Raw genomic sequence first — 20,239 nt, 5'->3', positions numbered from 1 at the left:
GGTGCGGACGGTGAAAGCCGCCCGTCCTGCTCCGCTGCAAATTCCCCGCAGCGGAGCCTGAGACTCCCAGGACTTCGGCGACTCTAGTAGTACTCCCGGATGTATCCCAGCGCCTTCTCGAAGACTTCCTGGTCGCGGATCTTGAACTTAATGTAGAGCGCCTTGCGGAGCGCCTGTTGGACTAGGCGGTCACCTTCGTTTGTGTCCTGCCAGCCGTCAAAGCGGACGGTACGGACGACGGAGTCAACCTCGTCGACGACCTTCTCGGCGATGATCGGGGTCTCCTCGCCCTTGAGCGTCTCGAAGAGGTCGGTCAAGGCGGCCTTTCCACGCTCCTCGCGGGGCACCTCGGCGACGGCCTTCTCCGCTGCGACCGTGTCACGCGCCAGCGCGAAGAGCTCCTTGAGGAACTCCAGCGATGCCTGCTGAGAGTGGGTGTACTTCTCGCGCAGAGCATTCAACCGCTGGCCAAGCTCTACGAAGGCCGGGTTGCCGACGTGCTTGGCAATGCGGGCGGTGATCCACTTCTCGACCTCGACAGGGTCGATGTCCTTGCGGTTGCCGGTCATCAGGTCCTCGATAACCTGCGCGTCGAGGACGATGGTGTCCAGGTCGGTGCGGGGGACCTCGACGGTGACGTGCTCGTTTATGAGGTCAAGGGTCTTGGCGCCCAGCGTGTGCCAAACCAGTCGGCCGGTGACGTCCGCGGGTTGCACGGACTGGTAGACGTCGGTCAGCCAGCGGTAGTCCGCTTCGCATTCGGACAGGCTCGGGTCCGGGGACAGGGTCTCCCACAGCTGGGCAACGACGCTGTACGCGGCTCCGAAGGCGTCGCGGGACTCATCGGAGTCGATCGCGGTCTGCGCCTGGATCAGGCCCTCATAGCCGCCGACGGTGCGGTCGACACCCGGGAAGAACGCCAGAGCAGCCTCGATCGCGGGGCCGAGCTGCTCGCGGAGTACAGCGATGTTGGAGATGACCTGCTGGACAGACTTGTCGTCGAACTCGAAGGCCTTGGCGACGTCGTCGAAGATGCCTAGGTAGTCCACTATCAGGCCGTGGGTCTTCGCCGGCGGATAGACCCGATTCGTGCGGCAGATTGCTTGGAGCAGGGTGTGCTCGTACAGAGGCTTGTCAATGTACTGGGCATAGAGGATCGGGGCGTCGAAGCCGGTGAGCAGCTTCGCGGTCACAATGATGATCTTCAACGGGTCCGCCGGGTCGTTGAAGCGGGCGGTGATTCGCTCCAGCTCCTCCCGACCAGGTGTCCACTGCTTCCACGTCGGCTTGTCACCTCGGCTGGTGGACATCACGATCGTGGACGCGTCCGGGCCGAGCAGGCGGTCAAGCTCTTCCTTGTACGCCACGCAGGTGGCCTTGTCGTAGACCACGACTTGCGCCTTGAAGCCCTGCGGCTCGACCTTCGTGGTGAAGTGCCCGGCGATGTCGGCGGCGATCTTGCGGACCCGGTCGGGGGCCTTGATCAGCACCTCCAAGGAGGCGGCCTTCTTCGACAGGGTGGTGCGGTCTTCCTCAGAAAGCCCGTGGCGGTCGGCGAGCTCGGCGAAGGCCGCGTCGATCGACTCCTCGTCCAGGTGGATCTCCGAGAGGCGCGGCTCGAAGTGCAGCGGCAGGGTGGCGCCGTCCCGGATGGAGTCGGAGAAGGAGTAGCGCGAGAGATACCCGTGCTCGTCGGCCTCGTCTCCGAACCACATGAACGTGTTGCGGTCACGCTTGTTGATCGGCGTCCCGGTCAGCCCGAACAAGAACGCGTTGGGAAGCGCCTCGCGCATCTTGCGGCCGTAGTCGCCCTCCTGGGAGCGGTGAGCCTCGTCGACCATCACGATGATGTTGGCGCGCGCGTCCAACACACCGGGAACTTCGCCGAACTTGTGGATCGTGGTGATGATGATCTTCCGCGCGCCCGCAGCCAGGAGCTCCTGCAGCTCCTTGCGGGACTCCGTTGAGACGAGGTTCGGTACGTCCGAGGCATTGAACGTCGCGGTGATCTGGGTGTCCAGGTCGATCCGGTCGACCACGATGATCACCGTCGGTGAGGTCAGCCCTGCCGTTGCGCGCAACTTCTGCGCAGTGAAAACCATCAGTAGCGACTTCCCCGACCCCTGGAAGTGCCAGATCAGCCCTTGCTTGATCTGCCCGTGCAGCACCCGCTCCACGATCAGGTTGGTCGCCTGGAGTTGCTGGTACCTCGCGATCACCTTGATCTTGCGGTGCTTCTTGTCGGTCGCGAACAGCGTGAAGAACCGCAGGAAGCCCAAGATCGCGTCTGGATCCAGAACGCCCGCGACCGCCTCCTTGACCACCGAGAGGCCCACCTTCACCGGCGTGTGGTCGTCACGTGGCTCATCCGCTCGCCACGGCCCCCACAGCTCCACCGGCATCCCGACCGAGCCGTAGCGGAAGTCCTTGCCCTCGGTGGCGAAGTTGAGCACGTTCGGCACGAAGAACGCCGGCACGTTGACCTCGTAGTCCTCCTTGACCTGCGCGGCAGCGTCGATCCAGGAGTACGCCGGCCTCACCGGCGACTTCGCCTCCCCCACGACGAGGGGGAACCCGTTGCACCAGATCACTAGGTCGAAGCGCCGCTCCAGTCGCCCGACCCCGTAGGGCACCTCGGTGGAGACGATCCAGTTGTTCGCACTGTGCTCGCCGGGGTGGTCGAAGTCGATCAGCTTGACGGTCACATGCTCGCCGTCGGGCCCGAACGGCATCGACTTCTGCCCCGTGAGCCATGCCGCAAACTCCTCGTTCGCCACCACCGGATTCGGCGTGTTGCGCGCGGAGACCAGGATCGCGCGCAGCCGGTAGATCACCTCATCGGCCAGACGCGGATCCGCCTCGACGGTCGGGTTGAGGCGGATTAACGCCTCCCGCACCTGCTGCTCCAACAACACCTCATCGGTGCGCCGCGGCAGATTGCTCCCCGGCACGAACCGTACATCGACCGACTCCACCAGATCCCGAACGAAGTCCCTGACGGTGTTCGCCTCGTTGAAGGTCATTTTGCACCTCCAAATATCTCAGCAGTAAGTCCACTTCGGGATCTTGCGAGTCGAGATGCCTCAGCATTGGCACCTACGGTTGCGATGCGTCTTGCCCGGATGGCCGCGTGCAAGGGCCTGCGATCCGCAGGCCACGGAACCTCGACCTTCATGAGATCGCTCTTGTTGAGCTTACGCACGATTGTGGTGGTCTCTCGAGCCTGCAGCGCTGCACGGCCACGTGGATGAGCCAGGATGGCCTGCAGAAGTTCAGCGTCGTCGGCCGGTAGTCCAACGATGGACGTGATCTGCTGGTTTGAGATACCTGGCTCGGTAACGACCGCGGACTTGCCAAGATCGCCACCGATACATGCGACAGCGACTGCATTCTTCGACACCATCCGACCCGCTTTCGCGCCAGCGAGACTCACACGCTGCCTAGCGGACGCGATGAACTCACCATCGATCTCGGATGGCGTGTAGAAGGGAACATCCTCACTGTTCCAGTAGTCGGCGTTCGCCTTCGAAGGCGTCGAACCCGTAACACAATCGCCGATATCTCCGATGGCGAACTTGTGTTCAGCCTCCCACGCATGACGAAGCACGACGGCCGCCGCATCCCAAACACGTTCAGCTCGCTCCCGGATGCTCAACCTGTACCTCTCCAGCGCCCAGAGCAGGTCAGCAAGACGCTGCTGTTCGTCGAGGGGAGGGAGGTCGAACTCATACGCGGCCAGCTCGCCCCAGTTCAGGTAAGGGTTGACCGAGCCACGTGAGTGGGCGATCGCATACGCGTGGAACCTCTCGGCCGAGAGGACGAAAGGAAGGAACTCCTGCAGGAGCAAGTTCTCGTCGAGGGTCTCCAGTACGAAGGTCTTCTCGCCTGTGATGCCCTCGAATTCCGGGACGGCGACTTTGCGAAGATATGTTCGCCTGGAGACGTAGAGGACTTGGCCTGGCTTGAACCGCTTGTAGAACATCGGCCCTATCGGGTCGCGCCCGATAACACCCCAGTCGGCGATCGAGAGACTGCCGCTGGGAATGTGTTCGCCAGCGAGGAACCGCTCCAGACCAGAGGTCTCGGCGTCGACGCGGTCGGTGACGTGCCTGACCACATCACTAAGGGTGACACGCTTCCAAGCGGTCTTGTCGAGGTTCAGGCTCATGCCAAGGCATCCCTTCGCATCAGGGACAGGACATCGACGACGGCCACATCAGAGCTCTGAGCAGAATTACGCCAGGCAGCGAGGGCCTCGGTGAGGTCGAGCTGTTCTCCCTCGCCTCTGTCCACGGCCATTCCGACGTACGTCGGAATGGCCAGGCTAAAGCCCTTAGCCGCAATCTCATCGAGCGTAGCAACCGTCGCGAACTGCTTGAGGTCCGTGAAGCCACGGTAAGCATCGAGGATCTTCTGCTGGTGAGTATCGCGCAGGAAGGCCTGCCCTTGTTCGCGGGAGACCTCATTGAGGGCGTTAATAAAGAGAACCTTGCCTTGGCGCTCGGTGGGCTTGCGGGTCCGCAGGATGACGACGACGGCCGGCATCGGGGAGTTGTAGAACAGGCCCTCGCCGAGGCCTAGCACACACTCGACCAGGTCGGACTTGACCAGCCGCTCGCGCATGGCGGCCTCGTCACGGCGGAACAAGACCCCGTGGGGGAAGAGGATCGCGGAACGCCCAGTGGTGGGGTCCAGACTCTTGGCGATGTGCTGGAAGAAGGCGTAGTCGGCGCGCCCCTGGGGTGGTAGGCCCCACATGTTGCGCCCGTAGGGGTCCTTGGCGAACGCGTCGCGGTTCCATGCCTTGATGGAGTAGGGCGGGTTGGCCAGGACGACGTCGAAGGTTTGCGGGCCGCCGCGGGCGTTGAGGAAAGCAGGCCTGCCGAGGGTGTCGCCATGGGCGATGCGGCTGTCAGTGACACCGTGCAGGAACAGGTTCATACGGGCGATGGCAGAGGTGCCGTAGTTGAGCTCCTGGCCATACAGGCGCAGGTTTCGCCACTCCTTTCCTTGACGCCTGACCTCGGCCGCGGTGGAGATAAGCATGCCGCCGGTGCCACAGGTCGGGTCGTATACAGACTCGCCGGGCTGGGGCTCAAGCATGAGCGTCATCAGGTGCACCAGGGTGCGGTTGGTGTAGAACTCCTGGGCGGTGTGGCCGGAGTCGTCGGCGAATTTTTTGATCAGGTACTCATAGCCCTGCCCGAGCTCGTCCTCGGGCAGGTTCGCCACCGACAGCGTCTTGGTCGAGAAGTGCTCGATCAGGTCCGAGAGGGTCGAGTCGGGGAGCAGGTCCTTGTTGGTCCACTCGCCGTCGCCGAATACGCCGGGGAGGGTGTCAGGGTTGGCGGACTCGATGGCCCGCATCGCGGCCTTGAGCGCGGTGCCGACATTGCTGGTGGCCTTGCGCAGGTCCGCCCAGTGGGCGCCGTCAGGGATGGTGAAGCGGTGGTTCTCCGGGAGGTCGGCGAGTTCCTCGTCGCCATATGCCTCAAGGGCGGCGGCGTGTTCCTCGTCGTAGACGTCGGAGAGGCGCTTGAGGAACACCAGCGGGAAGATGTACTGCTTGTAGTCGCCGGCGTCGATCAGCCCTCTCAGCAGCACTGCGGCGCCCCACAAGTAGGACTCCAGTTCCCGCTGGGTGATCCGCTTCGGGCTCGTCGCGGTCATGCGCCCAGCCCCCATTTCGCCAGCTCGACCTCCAGCGCTGCGCGGGTCTCGCGGGCCTTCGCGTGGGCGGTCTCCAGGTCGGCCAAGGCCTGCTCCAGGGTGATCTGCTCGCCGGCCTCGGCCGGCTCGACGTACAGCGGGATGTTCAGGTTCCAGCCGTTGGCCTTGATGTCGTCCAAGGTCGCGACCGCGGCCAGGCCGGACTGGTCGGCGTACTCCTGATACGCCTTCAAGAGGGTCTCAGCGTGGTCGGGCTCAAGGGTGTTCTGGTTGCGGCCGCGCTTGAAGAGCGACTCTCCATTGACGAAGAGCACCTTGTCCTGCTGCTCGGCGGGGCGCTGGCGACGCAGGATCAGCACACAGGCGGCCAGGCCGGTGCCGTAGAACAGGTTGGGCGCCAGGCCGATGACGGCCTCCACGAAGCCGGTTTTGAGGACGTGCTCGCGAACGCGGCCCTCGGCGCCTTGGCGGAACAGGGCGCCCTGCGGAAGGACGACCGCGACCCTTCCTCCGGTGGGTACAGCGGAGGTGAGCATGTGCTGGGCCCAGGCCCAGTCGGCGTACCCCTTCGGCGGCACCCCGCCCAACTCATTACGGCCCCACGGGTCGGAGGCCCACTGCTCGTGGCCCCAGTTCTTCAACGAGAACGGCGGGTTGGCGATCACACAGTCGAACCTCGCCAACCGGCTGTGGTCGAAGTAGGCCGGGTCGCGCAGCGTGTCGCCGCGCTCGACGTGGAAGTCCTCCATGCCGTGCAGCAGCAGGTTCATCCGGGCGATCGCAGAGGTGGTGAGCACCTTCTCCTGGCCGTACAGCCTTCCGAGCACGGTCTTCGGGTCACCGCCGCGGGCCTTGATGTGCTGGATGACCTCGATCAGCATGCCGCCGGTGCCACAGGCCGGGTCATAGACCGTCTCCCCCTCCTGGGGGTCAAGGATGCTGACCAGTAGCGTGACCACCTCGCGCGGGGTGTAGTACTCGCCGGCCTTCTTGTTGGACTGGTCGGCGAACCGCTTGATCAAGTACTCGTACGCCTGCCCCAGCACGTCGGGAGCGGCCTGGGAGATCGAAAGGGTCTTGATCGAGAAATGCTCGATCAGGTCAATCAGCTTGCTGTCCGGCAGCTTGTCCTTATTGGTCCAGGTCGCGCCGCCGAAGATGCCGTACAGCGTGCCCTGGTTGGCCTGCTCGATACCGCGGAAGGCGGTCTTGAGGGCCTCACCGACGTTCTCGGTGCGTTCGCGCACGTCCGCCCAGTGGCAGCCATCGGGGATGCTGAACCGGTGGTTCTCCTCGAACGCCGCATACGTGTGGTCGCCACCAGACTCGTCCAGCGCTCGGACGTACTCCTCGTCGTACACATCGCTGATCCGCTTGAAGAACATCAACGGGAAGATGTACGCCTTGAAGTCCGCTTGATCGACGCTGCCCCGTAGCAGATCAGCCGCCTTCGCCAGATACGACTCCAGCTCCCCCAGCGTCAAAGGCATCGGAAGCTCCTGCTCCCCCGCACCGACTGCACTCGGCCCCACTCGATCACTGCTCGTTTCCATACTCTGCCTGGCTGGCTCGCCGTCCCGGCGACCACGTATCGGAGCGTAGCGGGATCCGCCAGGGCTGTACTGAATACACGTCAAACGTACGCTGCGGACTCCGCGCGGACCACGAAGGCCGCCTAACCCGCTCCGTCGCAGGTCAGACGGCCTTTCGCCAGACGTATTAGACGTTGAAGCGGAACTCCACCACGTCGCCGTCCTGCATGACGTACTCCTTGCCCTCCATGCGGGCCTTGCCGGCCGAGCGGGCGTCGGCTACCGAGCCCGTGGCCACCAGGTCCTCGAAGGAGATGACCTCGGCCTTGATGAAGCCCTTCTGGAAGTCGGTGTGGATCACACCGGCCGCCTCCGGGGCCGTCGCGCCCTTCTTGATGGTCCAGGCGCGGGACTCCTTCGGGCCCGCCGTCAGGTAGGTCTGCAGGCCGAGGGTGTCGAAGCCGACGCGGGCCAGGATGGCCAGGCCGGGCTCCTCGGCGCCGACGGACTGGAGGAGCTCCATGGCGTCCTCCTCGTCGAGCTCGGCGAGGTCCTGCTCCAGCTTGGCGTTGAGGAAGATCGCCTCGGCCGGGGCGACCAGGGCGCTCTGCTCCGCCTTGAAGGCGTCGTCGGTCAGCTCGTCCTCGTCGACGTTGAAGACGTAGAGGAAGGGCTTGGTGGTGAGGAGGTGGAGGTCGTGGAGGAGCTCCGCCTTCTCCGAGCCCTGGACGATGCCCTGCGAGAAGAGGGTGTCGCCCTTCTCCAGGATCGCCTGGGCGGCCTCGACCGCGGCGACCTTGGGCGCCGTGTCCTTCTTGATCCGCATCTCCTTCTGGAGGCGCGGCAGGACCTTCTCGATGGTCTGGAGGTCGGCGAGGATCAGCTCGGTGTTGATCGTCTCGATGTCGTCCTTCGGCGAGACCTTGCCGTCGACGTGCACGACGTTCTCGTCCTTGAAGGCGCGGATGACCTGGCAGATCGCGTCCGACTCGCGGATGTTCGCGAGGAACTTGTTGCCCAGGCCCTCGCCCTCGCTCGCACCGCGCACGATGCCGGCGATGTCGACGAAGTCGACGGTGGCCGGAAGGACGCGCTGGGAGCCGAAGATCTCGGCCAGCTTGGTCAGGCGGGTGTCCGGGACGCCGACGACGCCGACGTTGGGCTCGATCGTGGCGAACGGGTAGTTGGCCGCCAGCACGTCGTTCTTGGTCAGGGCGTTGAACAGGGTCGACTTGCCGACGTTCGGCAGGCCGACGATTCCGATCGTGAGCGACACGGTGGCGACTTCCCTAGAGGAGTGGAGGTGGGGCGATCCCCCAGTTTACGGGGGCACGGGAGCGGGCCCTTACGGCGCTCTTCGCGCCAAGGTCACCCGAAGGGCGTGTCCCGCACGTGGTTCCCGGCCCCTTCCGACCTACGTTGGTGGTGTGGAGCAGCACAGAACACGCAAGCCGCAGCCGAGGCGCCCCTCCGGGCGCCGGCCGGGGACCCCTCTCACGCCGCCCGGCGCACTGGTCGAGGGTGCCGCGGTCTATCGCGTCGCCGCCCGGCCGCGCCCCGCGCCGCCGATCGTCGTCGCGCTGCGCAGGCTGCCCAATCCCCGGCTGACCGGCCTGGGCGCGGGCCTCTTCGCGTCGGCCGTGATGCTGGTGCTCGGCTTCCTCGACTGGCTGCTGCTCGACAGCTCACCGCTGGCCTTCGGGCTGCTGTTCCTGCCGGTCAGCGCCCTGACGGCGCTCTGGGTCCGGACCGCGGACCTGGTCACGGCCCCGATCAGCGTCCCGATCGCCTTCGCCGTCGGCGTCGTGCCCATCTCGGGCGGTACGGGCGGCGTCGGCGGTCAGGCGATGGCGCTGGTGACGGCGCTCGCCGTGCACGCCGGCTGGCTGTACGGGGGCACCCTCGTCGCCGGTGTGATCGCGAGCGTCCGCAAGGTGCGGGACATGGGCCGGCGCCAGCGCGCCGCTGCCGCCGCCGGCCCCTCCGTACGCCCGGTGCGGCGCCCGGCCCCGGAGCGCGGTTAGCCGGCGACGGACGCGAGGGCCAGGCGTGGGCCCCTGTCCGTACCGCCCGCCCCGCCAGGCCCGTCAGCTCGCCGCGCTCGCCGCCAGCGCCGCCATCCCCGCCCCCACGATCCCCGCGTTGTTCTGCAGCTCCGCCGGGACGATCTCGGCCTCGATGCCCTCGATCAGCGGCAGGAACCTGTCCGCCTTGCGGCTGACGCCGCCGCCGATGATGAAGAGCTCCGGCGAGAACAGCATCTCGACGTGGGCCAGGTACTTCTGCACCCGCCGGGTCGCCCAGTGCTCCCAGCTGAGGTCCTCGTCCTCGCGCGCCTTCGACGAGGCGCGCTTCTCGGCGTCGTGGCCCTTGAGCTCCAGGTGGCCGAGCTCGGTGTTGGGGACGAGCTTGCCGTCGACGAAGACGGCGGAGCCGATGCCGGTGCCGAGGGTGAGCAGGATGACGGTCCCCCTGCGGCCGCGCCCCGCCCCGTACGCCATCTCCGCGACCCCGGCGGCGTCGGCGTCGTTCAGGACGGTGACCGGGAGCCCGCCGAGGCGGTCGCCGAGGAGGCGGCCCGCGTCGACGCCGATCCACGACTTGTCGACGTTGGCGGCGGTGCGGATGGTGGAGCCGGTGACCACGCCGGGGAAGGTGACGCCGACCGGGCCCCGCCAGCCGAAGTGCGCCACGACCTCCGCGACGCAGCCCGCCACGTCGTCGGGCGTGGCGGGCTGCGGGGTCAGTACCTTGTGGCGCGGCTCGGCGAGGTCGCCGCGGTCCAGGTCGACGGGGGCTCCCTTGATGCCCGAGCCGCCGATGTCCACTCCGAAGACGTTCATGCACCCAACGTTACGGGGCGGAGCCCCGCGTCACTCGTTTTCGAGCAGGGCCGCCGCCTCCGCGCGCAGGTCCTTGTTGCGGAGCTCCTTGGGAAGCGAGAAGGTCAGCGACTCGTCGGCGGTCTTGACGATCTCCACGTCGGCGTAGCCGCGCTCGGACAGCCACTCCAGGACCTCCTGGACCAGGACGTCCGGGACGGAGGCGCCGGAGGAGAGGCCGACGCTGGTGACACCCTCCAGCCAGGCCTCGTCGATCTCGCTGGCGAAGTCGACCAGGTACGCGGCGGGGACGCCGGACTGCTTGGCGACCTCGACCATGCGGATCGAGTTGGAGGAGTTCTTGGAGCCGACGACGATGACGAGCTCGGCCTGCCCGGCGAGCTCCTTGATCGCGATCTGGCGGTTCTGCGTGGCGTAGCAGATGTCGTCGGACGGCGGGGAGATGAGCTGCGGGAACTTCTCCTTCAGCGCGTCCACCGTCTCCATGGTCTCGTCGACGGAGAGCGTGGTCTGGGAGAGCCAGACGACCCGGGCGGGGTCGCGGACCTCGACCTTGGCGACGTCGGCGGGGCCGTCGACGAGCTGGATGTGGTCGGGGGCCTCGCCGGAGGTGCCGATGACCTCCTCGTGGCCCTCGTGGCCGATGAGGAGGATGTCGAAGTCCTCCTTGGCGAAGCGGACGGCCTCCTTGTGCACCTTCGTCACCAGCGGGCAGGTGGCGTCGATGGTGGCGAGCCGGCCCTGGCGGGCCTCCTCGTGCACGGTCGGGGCGACGCCGTGCGCGGAGAACATCACGATGTTGCCCGGCGGCACCTCGGTCGCCTGGTCGACGAAGATCGCGCCCTTCCGCTCCAGGGTCTGCACGACGTACTTGTTGTGGACGATCTCGTGGCGGACGTAGATCGGGGCCCCGTACTGCTCCAGGGCCTTCTCCACGGCGATCACGGCACGGTCCACGCCCGCGCAGTAGCCGCGGGGAGCGGCGAGCAGGACACGCTTCGGGCGGTTCGTCGCGGGCGTCGACGCGGGCGTTGCAGTCATACCTCCCATCGTAAGGCCGCGTCGGTCAGCGTTTGGAGCGGTGCCGTGGCCGAGACTGACGCCATGGCTGAGGATGCGCGGGGGCAGGCGGCGGCGGAGGCGGGGGGCGCCGGGCACACCGGTCTCCGGCGCGACCTCGGGTTTCGCGATCTTGTCGTGTACGGGCTGCTGTTCATCGCGCCGATGGCGCCCGTCGGCGTCTACGGCACACTCGACGCGAAATCGCAGGGCGCGGTCGCACTGGTGTACCTGGTGGCGACGGTCGCGATGGCCTTCACCGCGCTGAGCTACGCGCAGATGGTGCGGGTCGCGCCGCAGGCCGGCTCGGTCTTCACGTACGCCCGCAAGGGGCTCGGGGAGGGACCGGGGTTCATCGCCGGGTGGATGGCGATGCTGGACTACCTGCTGATTCCGGCCGTGGCGTACCTGTTCGCGGGGATCGCGATGGAGGCGCTGGTCCCGGCGGTGGACCGGTGGGTGTGGACGGCGATCGCGGTGGTGGTGACGACGCTGCTGAACCTGTGGGGGGTGCGGGCGGCGGCGCGGGTCGGCTTCGCGGTGCTGGCGATGGAGATCGTGGTCCTGCTGGTCTTCGTGATGTCGGCGCTGGTCGTGCTCGTACGGGACGGGACCCGGCGCGACTGGTGGTCGCCGCTGGTGGGCGACGCGGGCTTCTCGGCGGCGGCGGTCATCGGGGCGGTGTCGGTGGCGGTGCTGTCGTACCTGGGCTTCGACGCGATCGTCTCGTTCGCGGAGGAGGTGACGGGGGGCTCCGAGAAGGTGGCGCGGGCGGTGCTGTTCTGCCTGGCGCTGGTGGGTGTGCTGTTCGTGGCGCAGACGTGGCTGGTGGCGCTGCTGGAACCGCTGTCCTCGCAGCAGCTGGAGGCGGATCCGGAGGCGCAGGGCTCGGCGTTCTACGACGCGGTCGAGACGGCGGTGGGGGGCTGGCTGCACGATCTGGTGGCGGTGTCGAAGGCGATCGGCGCGGCGTTCGCGGCGCTGGCCGGGCAGGCGGCGGGTGCGCGGCTGCTGTTCGCGATGGGGCGCGACCGGCGGCTGCCGCGCGTGCTGGCGCGGACGGACTCGGGGGTGCCGCGGGTGGCGCTGCTGGTGGCGGCGACGGTGACGATGATCGCGGCGGTGTGGGCGGCGCGGCGGGACGAAGGGCTCGACCAGCTGGTGTCGGTGGTGGACGTGGGGGCGCTGACGGCGTTCGTGCTGCTGCACGCGAGCGTGGTGGGGTGGTTCGCGGTGCGCCGGATGGAGGGGCCGCCGCACTGGTTCCGGCATGTGGTGGGGCCGGTGCTGGGCGCGGCGATCCTGATCGCGGTGATCGTGGAGGCGGCGCCGGCGGCGCAGGTCGTGGGCGTGATCTGGCTCGGGGTGGGACTGGTGGTGCTGGCGGTGCAGGGGACGCGGCGGGGGGCCTGAGGGTACGGGGGCGGCCGGAGCCCGGAAGCGGCGCGGGTGCGCCGGGCGGGGCCGCGCGCGTCCGGGGCCGCGCGCGGGTCGGCACCCCGGCCCGCGTCCGGGTGTCCGGGTTCGCCCGCGTCCGGGTCCAGGTGTCCGAGGCGGCCGTTACGCTCGGCTCATGGCTCTGAACACGTCCGCCGAAGCGCCGCTGCCCGTCGGGGAGGTCTCCCGGCTCATCGGGGGGTGGATCGACCGGCTGGGGGCGGTCTGGGTCGAGGGGCAGATCACGCAGTTGTCGCGCCGGCCGGGAGCCGGTGTCGTCTTCCTGACGCTGCGGGACCCCTCGTACGACATCTCCATCAACGTGACCTGCTACCGCCAGGTCTTCGACGCCGTCGCCGACGTCGTCTCCGAGGGCGCGCGGGTGATCGTGCACGCGAAGCCCGAGTGGTACGCGCCGCGCGGGCAGCTCTCGCTGCGCGCGGCGGAGATCAAGCCGGTCGGGATCGGCGAGCTGCTGGCGCGGCTGGAGCAGCTGAAGCGGAGCCTCGGCGCGGAGGGCCTGTTCGCGCTCGACCGCAAGAAGCCGCTGCCGTTCCTGCCGCGGCTCGTGGGCCTGGTCTGCGGGCGGGCGTCGGCGGCCGAGCGGGACGTCCTGGAGAACGCGCGCCGCCGCTGGCCGGCCGTCCGCTTCGAGGTGCGCAACGTCGCGGTGCAGGGCGTGAAGGCCGTGCCCCAGGTGATCGGGGCCGTGCGCGAGCTCGACGCGCACGAGGAGGTGGACGTGATCGTCGTGGCGCGCGGCGGCGGCAGCGTGGAGGACCTGCTGCCGTTCTCGGACGAGCAGCTGGTCCGGGCGGTGGCCGCGTGCCGTACGCCGGTGGTGTCGGCGATCGGCCACGAGCCCGACTCCCCGCTCCTGGACCTGGTCGCGGACCTGCGGGCGTCCACGCCGACGGACGCCGCCAAGAAGGTGGTGCCGGACGTCGGCGAGGAGCTGGAGCGGGTGCGGGGGCTGCGGGACCGGGCGCTGCGCACCGTGCGCGGGCTGCTGGACCGGGAGGAGCGGGGGCTCGCGCACGCGCTGGCCCGCCCGGTCATGGAGCATCCGCAGCGGATGGTGGAGGTGCGGGAGGACGAGGTCGCGGCGCTGCTCGCGCGGGGCCGGCGCACCTTCGGGCACCTGCTGGACCGGGCCGAGTCGGAGCTGTCGCACACCCGGGCGCGGGTCCGGGCGCTGTCGCCGGCGGCGACGATGGAGCGGGGGTACGCGGTGCTCCAGCGGGCGGACGGCTCGGTGGTCCGGGACCCGGCGGAGGTCGCGGCGGACGAGGAGCTGCGGGCCCGGGTCGCGGCGGGCGACTTCACGGTGCGCAGGACCGGCACCTGAGCCCGGGCCCGGGCCGGCCGGGGGCCGGGCCGGTGCCCCGGCGGGGGCCGGCCTCCGGCTCCCGGCGCCGGATCGCGGACCCGGATCGCGGACCCGGATCGCGGCCCCCGCGTCACGGTCCGGCCGGGAAGTACAGAGGAACGTCAGAGATACGTCAGGCAACTGACAGACAAGGGTGGACGGCATGGCGGCACGCGGCGGTACGGAAGACACTGCTCTCGGCTACGAACAGGCGCGCGACGAGCTCATCGAGGTCGTCCGGCGGCTGGAGGCGGGCGGCACGACGCTTGAGGAGTCTCTGGCGCTCTGGGAGCGCGGCGAGGAGCTGGCGAAGGTCTGCCGGCATTGGCTGGAGGGCGCCCGCGCCCGCCTGGACGCCTCGCTCGCCGCCGAGCGGGCGGAGGACTCCGCGGCGGAGGGCGCCGGCTCCGGGGGCGAGTAGGCGGCGGGCGGCGGGATGCCGACGGGCGTCGCGTAGACTCGGCTGTGAAGCGGATCACTATCCGGATAGAATTGTTGAAGTTTCACCTACCTTGGGCGTACTGTCGAGCCATAGCCCCGAACACCCCGGAAGGTTCGCAGCATGTCTCTCGCCCTTGACCCCACCGCCCAGGACCTCCTCTTCCGTGAGGCCCGCACCGCCAACACGTTCACCGACGAGCCGGTGACCGAGGAGCAGGTCCAGGCGATCTACGACCTGGTCAAGTACGGCCCGACCGCCTTCAACCAGACCCCGCTGCGCATCACCCTGGTCCGCTCCCCCGAGGCCCGCGAGCGCCTGGTGAAGCACATGGCCGAGGGCAACCAGCCGAAGACCGCCGCCGCCCCGCTGGTCGCGATCCTCGCCGCCGACAACGAGTTCCACGAGGAGCTCCCGGCCCTGATGCCGCACTTCCCGCAGGCCAAGGACCTCTTCTTCTCCGAGCGTCCGGTCCGCGAGCAGTCCGCGCTGCTGAACGCCGCCCTCCAGGCCGCGTACTTCATCGTCGGCATCCGCGCCGCCGGCCTGGCCGCGGGCCCGATGACCGGTCTCGACTTCGAGGGCGTCCAGAAGGAGTTCCTCGACGCCGACCACACCCCGCTGATGGTCATCAACATCGGCAAGCCGGGCGAGGACGCCTCCCCGTTCCCGCGCCAGCCGCGCCTCGCCTACGAGGACGTCATCACCACCGTCTGACGACCACCGTCTGACGACGACCGTCCGATGACCACCGTCTGATGACGGCCGTCTGATCCCGCACGGGACGAAGAACGGTACGAAGAACCCCCGGGCACACCGTGCCCGGGGGTTCTTCCCGTTCGCGCGCCCTCCGGCGCCTACGCCTTCTTCCCCTGGAGCGCCCCCGCCATCTGCGCCAGCCGGTCGAACGACGCGGTGCCCGTCACCACGGTCGTCGCGCCGTCCTCGGTGCGCACCAGGGCGTCGTACTTGGGGCCCTCCCAGCGCTGCCAGACCTTGCCGGCGACCGTCTGGGTCCTGCCGGTGTCCTTCGCCTGCTGGGTGACGCCGGGCACGTACGTGCGCGGCGTCTCCGTCGACTGGTGGATCGCCACGTACTGGGTGTCCGGGTCCAGGAAGCCGAGCTGCCAGGCGTTGTGGTTCTCCCGCTTGTACGAGACGACCGTCGCCCTCCAGTCCTCGCCGAGGCCCTCGGGGGCCAGCACCGGGTAGGGCGCCGCCCGCTGGGCCGTCAGGAGCTCGACCCGGTAGTCCTTCGTCTTGACCGGGTTCGCCTTCTCGTCGTGCGGGATGAAGAGATACATCACACCAGCCGCGACCATGATCACCGCGAGGGACTGGAACATCCCTCGTACCGTCTGCCTGCCTCGCATACCTGCCACGCCCCCCATGGTCGCATCATGGTGTTGTGCTCATACGTGGGCCCCTCTGCTCATTTTGTCGACCTGACGATAGAGTCACAGCACCCTCTTTTTTCCGGCCGTCGCCGTACAGAAAGGTGCGCTCCGATGACCGAGCACCACCTCCCGCCCGAACTGGAGGTCTCGCCCGAGGCCCCCGACCGCAACCTCGCACTCGAACTGGTGCGCGTCACCGAGGCGGCCGCCATGGCCGCCGGCCGCTGGGTCGGCCGCGGTGACAAGATCGGCGCGGACGGCGCCGCCGTGAACGCCATGCGGACCCTGATCTCCACCGTCTCGATGAACGGCGTCGTCGTCATCGGCGAGGGGGAGAAGGACGAGGCCCCGATGCTGTTCAACGGCGAGCGGGTCGGCGACGGCACCGGCGCCGAGGTCGACATCGCGGTCGACCCGATCGACGGCACCACCCTGAACGCCAAGGGGATGCCGAACGCGATCGCCGTGCTGGCCGCCGCCGACCGAGGCACCATGTTCGACCCGTCCGCGGTCTTCTACATGGACAAGCTGGTCACCGGCCCCGAGGCCGCCGACTTCGTGGACATCAACGCCCCCGTCTCGGTCAACATCCGCCGGGTCGCCAAGGCCAAGGGCATGACGCCCGAGGACGTCACGGTCGTCATCCTGGACCGCCCCCGGCACGAGGGCATCGTCAAGGAGATCCGCGAGACCGGCGCCCGGATCAAGTTCATCTCCGACGGCGACGTGGCCGGTTCGATCATGGCCGTCCGCGAGGGCACCGGCATCGACCTGCTGATGGGCATCGGCGGCACCCCCGAGGGCATCATCTCGGCCTGCGCCATAAAGTGCCTCGGCGGCGTCATCCAGGGCAAGCTCTGGCCCAAGGACGAGGCCGAGCGCCAGAAGGCCCTCGACGCGGGCCACGACCTGGACCGGGTGCTCACCACCAACGACCTGGTCTCCGGCGAGAACGTCTTCTTCGTCGCCACCGGCATCACCGACGGCGAGATCCTGCGCGGCGTGCGCTACCGCTCCGAGACCGCGACCACCCAGTCGCTGGTCATGCGCTCGAAGTCCGGCACGATCCGCCAGATCGACTCCACGCACCGGCTCTCGAAGCTGCGCGCGTACAGCAAGATCGACTTCGACCGCGCGAAGTAGCCTCCGGGCGGCACGCGGTCGCGGACGCCACGACGAGCGACGAGCGACGAGCGACGAGCGACGACGGTACGAAGAGGGGCGCCCCCATGTGCGGTGGGGGCGCCCCTTCCCGTACGGGCGACGGACCCGTCAGCCGGCCTTGGCAATGCCCTCGGACGCGGCCTTGCGCAGCTCGACCTCGCGCCGCCGGCGGCGGGCGAGCACCACGCGGCGCTCGGCGGCGGTGAGGCCGCCCCACACCCCGTACGGCTCGGGCTGGAGCAGGGCGTGCTCGCGGCACGCGACCATCACCGGACAGCGGGCGCAGACCCGCTTGGCGGCCTCCTCGCGGGAGAGCCGGGCGGCGGTCGGCTCCTTGGACGGGGCGAAGAAGAGGCCGGCCTCGTCCCGGCGGCACACCGCCTCCGTGTGCCAGGGGCCACCCTCGTCCTCCCGCGCGGGGACGCGCTGGGACGGCACGGCGGCGACCTGGAGGGGCTGATGCGGCGTGTGCAGCACGGTCTACTCCTGACGACGGCTTCGCGAGCGAGCGACGATGCACCAGCCCTACCCGCTGTGCGCGCGCCTATGCACTGCGTGCCGCCGAGTTCCGCAGCCCGGACACCGGGCGGCGAATTCCGGTCACCTCGGCGAACGGGGCGACCGGGGCCGCCCGTTCAGCCGTCGAGGCGCTTCTTGAACTTGTCCTGGACGCGGGCCTGGAGGTCGGTGATCCACTTGCCGCGCTTGGGCTTGGCCTCCACGTTCCCGAAGACCGAGTAGCCGTTGACGACGACGAGCGGGGCCTGCGGGTCGGCGCCCTCCAGGGTCACCACCTCGAAGTTGCCGAAGATGCCGGTGCCGTTGCCGCGCAGGCTGACGTTCTCCGGGACGCGGACCTCCACGTTGCCGAAGATCGAGGTGGCGTTGATGGTGGTGAGCTGCTGGGCGAAGATCGCCTCGGTGAGGTCGATCTCGATGTTGCCGAAGAGCGCGAAGGCGTTGGTCTTGCGGCCGACCCGCCAGCGGCCCTTGCGGGTGGTGCTGGAGAAGACCGCGACGAGGTTGTCCGCGGCGCCCTCGGCGTCCTCCGGCCCGTAGATCGGGGCGGGCGCGGGCGCGGCGGTGCCCCGGGCGGCCGGCAGGTCCCGCACCAGCGGCTCCAGCTCGCCGACGGTCTTGGCGCGGTAGACGGAGTCGATCCGCTCGCCGTGCTCCTCGGCGTCGATCCGGCCCTCGGCCAGGGCGTCCCTGAGGATGTCCGCGATCCGGTCCCGGTCGGCGTCCGAGGCCCGCAGCGCCCCTTCGGGGTCCGCGTAGGCGGGCCGGGGCGCGGGGGCGGGCTCGGCGGGAGCGACCGGCTGCTGGGGCTGCTTTTCGAGGTCCACGCCCTCAGCCTAGCGAAACGCGATAGATCGCGACCAGGGGCGGTCGCCGTGTCCTGCCGCCGGGGACCGGCCGAGGGTGCGGAATGCGCCATCCCGGAGTGGTCCGGACGGCTGGTGAGCCTTACCTCACAGGATCCGGCCCGCGCCCGCGTCTTACGCTGGAGGGTGCGCCGCCAATGGAGGCGGCGCCGCTGTCTGCCGAGTGAGGAATGGCCGCCGTCATGCCCGAGTTTGCGTACTCCGATCTGCTGCCCGTGGGAGAGGACACCACGCCCTACCGCCTGGTGACCGCCGAGGGCGTCTCCACCTTCGAGGCCGACGGCCGTACGTTCCTCAAGGTCGAGCCGGAGGCGCTGCGCGCGCTGGCCGCCGAGGCGATCAAGGACATCCAGCACTTCCTGCGCCCGGCCCACCTGGCCCAGCTGCGCCGGATCATCGACGACCCGGAGGCGTCGAGCAACGACAAGTTCGTCGCGCTCGACCTGCTGAAGAACGCGAACATCGCCGCGGCGGGCGTGCTGCCGATGTGCCAGGACACCGGCACGGCGATCGTCATGGGCAAGCGCGGCCAGAACGTCCTCACCTCGGGCCGTGACGAGGAGGCCCTGTCGAAGGGCGTCTTCGACGCCTACACCCAGCTCAACCTGCGCTATTCGCAGATGGCCCCGGTGACCATGTGGGAGGAGAAGAACACCGGCTCGAACCTGCCGGCGCAGATCGAGCTGTACGCGACGGACGGCGGCGCGTACAAGTTCCTCTTCATGGCCAAGGGCGGCGGCTCGGCCAACAAGTCCTTCCTCTACCAGGAGACCAAGGCGGTCCTGAACGAGACCTCCATGATGAAGTTCCTGGAGGAGAAGATCCGTTCGCTGGGCACCGCGGCCTGCCCGCCGTACCACCTGGCGATCGTGGTCGGCGGCACGAGCGCCGAGTTCGCGCTGAAGACCGCCAAGTACGCCTCCGCGCACTACCTGGACGAGCTGCCCACCGAGGGCTCGGCCGAGACGGGCCACGGCTTCCGGGACAAGGAGCTGGAGGAGAAGGTCTTCGAGCTGACGCAGAAGATCGGCATCGGCGCGCAGTTCGGCGGCAAGTACTTCTGCCACGACGTGCGCGTGGTGCGCCTGCCCCGGCACGGCGCCTCGCTGCCGGTGGCCATCGCCGTCTCCTGCTCGGCCGACCGCCAGGCGGTCGCGAAGATCACGGCCGAGGGCGTCTTCCTGGAGCAGCTGGAGACGGACCCGGCGCGCTTCCTGCCGGAGACGGAGGACGCGCACCTGGAGGAGTCGGGCGACGTCGTCCGGATCGACCTCAACCAGCCGATGGACGAGATCCTGGCCGAGCTCACCAAGTACCCGGTGAAGACCCGGCTGTCGCTGAACGGCCCGCTGGTCGTGGCGCGCGACATCGCGCACGCCAAGATCAAGGAGCGGCTGGACGCGGGCGAGGAGATGCCGCAGTACCTGAAGGACCACCCGGTCTACTACGCGGGCCCGGCGAAGACCCCCGAGGGCTACGCCTCCGGCTCCTTCGGCCCGACGACGGCCGGCCGGATGGACTCGTACGTCGAGCAGTTCCAGGCGGCGGGCGGCTCGAAGGTCATGCTGGCCAAGGGCAACCGGAGCAAGCAGGTCACGGACGCGTGCGGGGCGCACGGCGGCTTCTACCTCGGCTCGATCGGCGGCCCGGCGGCGCGGCTGGCGCAGGACTGCATCAAGAAGGTCGAGGTCGTCGAGTACGAGGAGCTCGGCATGGAGGCGGTCTGGAAGATCGAGGTCGAGGACTTCCCGGCGTTCATCGTGGTGGACGACAAGGGCAACGACTTCTTCCAGAACCCGGCCCCGGAGCCGACCTTCACGCACATCCCGGTGCGCGGCCCGGGTCTCGGCTGATCCGTACGCCATAGGCCGTGGGCCAGGAGCCGCAAGCGGTACGCGGTAAGCAGTAAGCAGTCACGGCGGGGCTCTCGCGGCGCCCCTCGGT

The 20,239-nt window shown here is 68.8% G+C and carries 17 protein-coding genes; 7 read left to right on the top strand and 10 right to left on the bottom strand.

Annotated elements, in window-relative coordinates; translation table 11 throughout:
- Positions 1 to 83 precede the first annotated feature (83 nt).
- The 5 genes from ACZ6J5_RS04050 to ychF form a co-directional block, all read right to left on the bottom strand.
- Positions 84 to 3,023, bottom strand: a complete 2,940-nt coding sequence (locus ACZ6J5_RS04050; RefSeq protein WP_469387336.1) for a type I restriction endonuclease subunit R — start codon at positions 3,021 to 3,023, stop codon at positions 84 to 86.
- Positions 3,020 to 4,168, bottom strand: a complete 1,149-nt coding sequence (locus ACZ6J5_RS04045) for a restriction endonuclease subunit S (RefSeq protein ID WP_469387334.1) — start codon at positions 4,166 to 4,168, stop codon at positions 3,020 to 3,022. The genes ACZ6J5_RS04050 and ACZ6J5_RS04045 overlap by 4 nt, the downstream gene beginning before the upstream one ends.
- On the bottom strand, positions 4,165 to 5,670 hold the full coding sequence (locus tag ACZ6J5_RS04040; protein ID WP_469387332.1) for a type I restriction-modification system subunit M: 1,506 nt from the start codon (positions 5,668 to 5,670) through the stop codon (positions 4,165 to 4,167). Before ACZ6J5_RS04040 ends, ACZ6J5_RS04045 begins: the two co-directional genes overlap by 4 nt.
- A complete protein-coding gene (locus ACZ6J5_RS04035) occupies positions 5,667 to 7,160 on the bottom strand; it encodes a type I restriction-modification system subunit M (protein ID WP_469387329.1) in 1,494 nt (497 codons plus the stop codon). Before ACZ6J5_RS04035 ends, ACZ6J5_RS04040 begins: the two co-directional genes overlap by 4 nt.
- 229 nt (positions 7,161 to 7,389) lie before the next feature.
- Positions 7,390 to 8,478, bottom strand: a complete 1,089-nt coding sequence (ychF, locus tag ACZ6J5_RS04030) for a redox-regulated ATPase YchF (RefSeq protein WP_469387327.1) — start codon at positions 8,476 to 8,478, stop codon at positions 7,390 to 7,392.
- Between the two features lie 151 nt (positions 8,479 to 8,629).
- On the opposite strand from ychF, the gene ACZ6J5_RS04025 reads away from it, so the two are divergent.
- Complete coding sequence (locus ACZ6J5_RS04025) at positions 8,630 to 9,226, top strand: DUF6542 domain-containing protein (protein WP_469387325.1); 597 nt, start codon at positions 8,630 to 8,632, stop codon at positions 9,224 to 9,226.
- Between the two features lie 63 nt (positions 9,227 to 9,289).
- On the opposite strand, the gene ppgK is transcribed toward ACZ6J5_RS04025, so the two are convergent.
- Positions 9,290 to 10,045, bottom strand: a complete 756-nt coding sequence (gene ppgK / locus ACZ6J5_RS04020) for a polyphosphate--glucose phosphotransferase (protein ID WP_469387323.1) — start codon at positions 10,043 to 10,045, stop codon at positions 9,290 to 9,292.
- Between the two features lie 30 nt (positions 10,046 to 10,075).
- Positions 10,076 to 11,095, bottom strand: a complete 1,020-nt coding sequence (locus ACZ6J5_RS04015; protein WP_469387321.1) for a 4-hydroxy-3-methylbut-2-enyl diphosphate reductase — start codon at positions 11,093 to 11,095, stop codon at positions 10,076 to 10,078.
- 54 nt (positions 11,096 to 11,149) lie between these two features.
- On the opposite strand from ACZ6J5_RS04015, the gene ACZ6J5_RS04010 reads away from it, so the two are divergent.
- The 4 genes from ACZ6J5_RS04010 (at position 11,150) to ACZ6J5_RS03995 (ending at position 15,066) form a co-directional block, all read left to right on the top strand.
- Positions 11,150 to 12,517, top strand: coding sequence for an APC family permease (locus tag ACZ6J5_RS04010; protein WP_469387319.1), 1,368 nt, complete (start codon positions 11,150 to 11,152; stop codon positions 12,515 to 12,517).
- 160 nt (positions 12,518 to 12,677) lie between these two features.
- Positions 12,678 to 13,889, top strand: coding sequence for an exodeoxyribonuclease VII large subunit (xseA, locus tag ACZ6J5_RS04005; protein WP_469387317.1), 1,212 nt, complete (start codon positions 12,678 to 12,680; stop codon positions 13,887 to 13,889).
- Between the two features lie 184 nt (positions 13,890 to 14,073).
- Complete coding sequence (locus ACZ6J5_RS04000; protein ID WP_469387315.1) at positions 14,074 to 14,331, top strand: exodeoxyribonuclease VII small subunit; 258 nt, start codon at positions 14,074 to 14,076, stop codon at positions 14,329 to 14,331.
- Between the two features lie 141 nt (positions 14,332 to 14,472).
- Entirely contained in the window at positions 14,473 to 15,066 is a 594-nt protein-coding gene (locus tag ACZ6J5_RS03995; protein WP_469387313.1) for a malonic semialdehyde reductase, read from the top strand.
- 140 nt (positions 15,067 to 15,206) lie between these two features.
- Here the strand turns inward: ACZ6J5_RS03995 and ACZ6J5_RS03990 are convergent, their stop codons facing one another.
- Positions 15,207 to 15,740, bottom strand: coding sequence for a DUF4245 domain-containing protein (locus tag ACZ6J5_RS03990; protein ID WP_469387311.1), 534 nt, complete (start codon positions 15,738 to 15,740; stop codon positions 15,207 to 15,209).
- Positions 15,741 to 15,857: 117 nt separating this feature from the next.
- Here ACZ6J5_RS03990 and glpX point away from each other — a divergent pair, with 117 nt between their 5' ends.
- Entirely contained in the window at positions 15,858 to 16,889 is a 1,032-nt protein-coding gene (glpX, locus tag ACZ6J5_RS03985) for a class II fructose-bisphosphatase (protein ID WP_469387309.1), read from the top strand.
- Positions 16,890 to 17,018: 129 nt separating this feature from the next.
- On the opposite strand, the gene ACZ6J5_RS03980 is transcribed toward glpX, so the two are convergent.
- Positions 17,019 to 17,387, bottom strand: coding sequence for a WhiB family transcriptional regulator (locus ACZ6J5_RS03980; RefSeq protein ID WP_362484704.1), 369 nt, complete (start codon positions 17,385 to 17,387; stop codon positions 17,019 to 17,021).
- A 158-nt stretch (positions 17,388 to 17,545) separates the two neighbouring features.
- Positions 17,546 to 18,256 carry a DUF1707 SHOCT-like domain-containing protein gene (locus ACZ6J5_RS03975; protein WP_469387307.1) on the bottom strand — a complete coding sequence of 237 codons (711 nt, stop codon included), beginning with the start codon at positions 18,254 to 18,256 and terminating at the stop codon, positions 17,546 to 17,548.
- Positions 18,257 to 18,477: 221 nt separating this feature from the next.
- Here ACZ6J5_RS03975 and ACZ6J5_RS03970 point away from each other — a divergent pair, with 221 nt between their 5' ends.
- Complete coding sequence (locus ACZ6J5_RS03970) at positions 18,478 to 20,148, top strand: fumarate hydratase (protein ID WP_469387305.1); 1,671 nt, start codon at positions 18,478 to 18,480, stop codon at positions 20,146 to 20,148.
- Positions 20,149 to 20,239: the final 91 nt, after the last annotated feature.

Source organism: Streptomyces sp. NPDC042100 (assembly GCF_055582325.1).
This window is presented reverse-complemented; position numbering and strand designations above follow the sequence as displayed.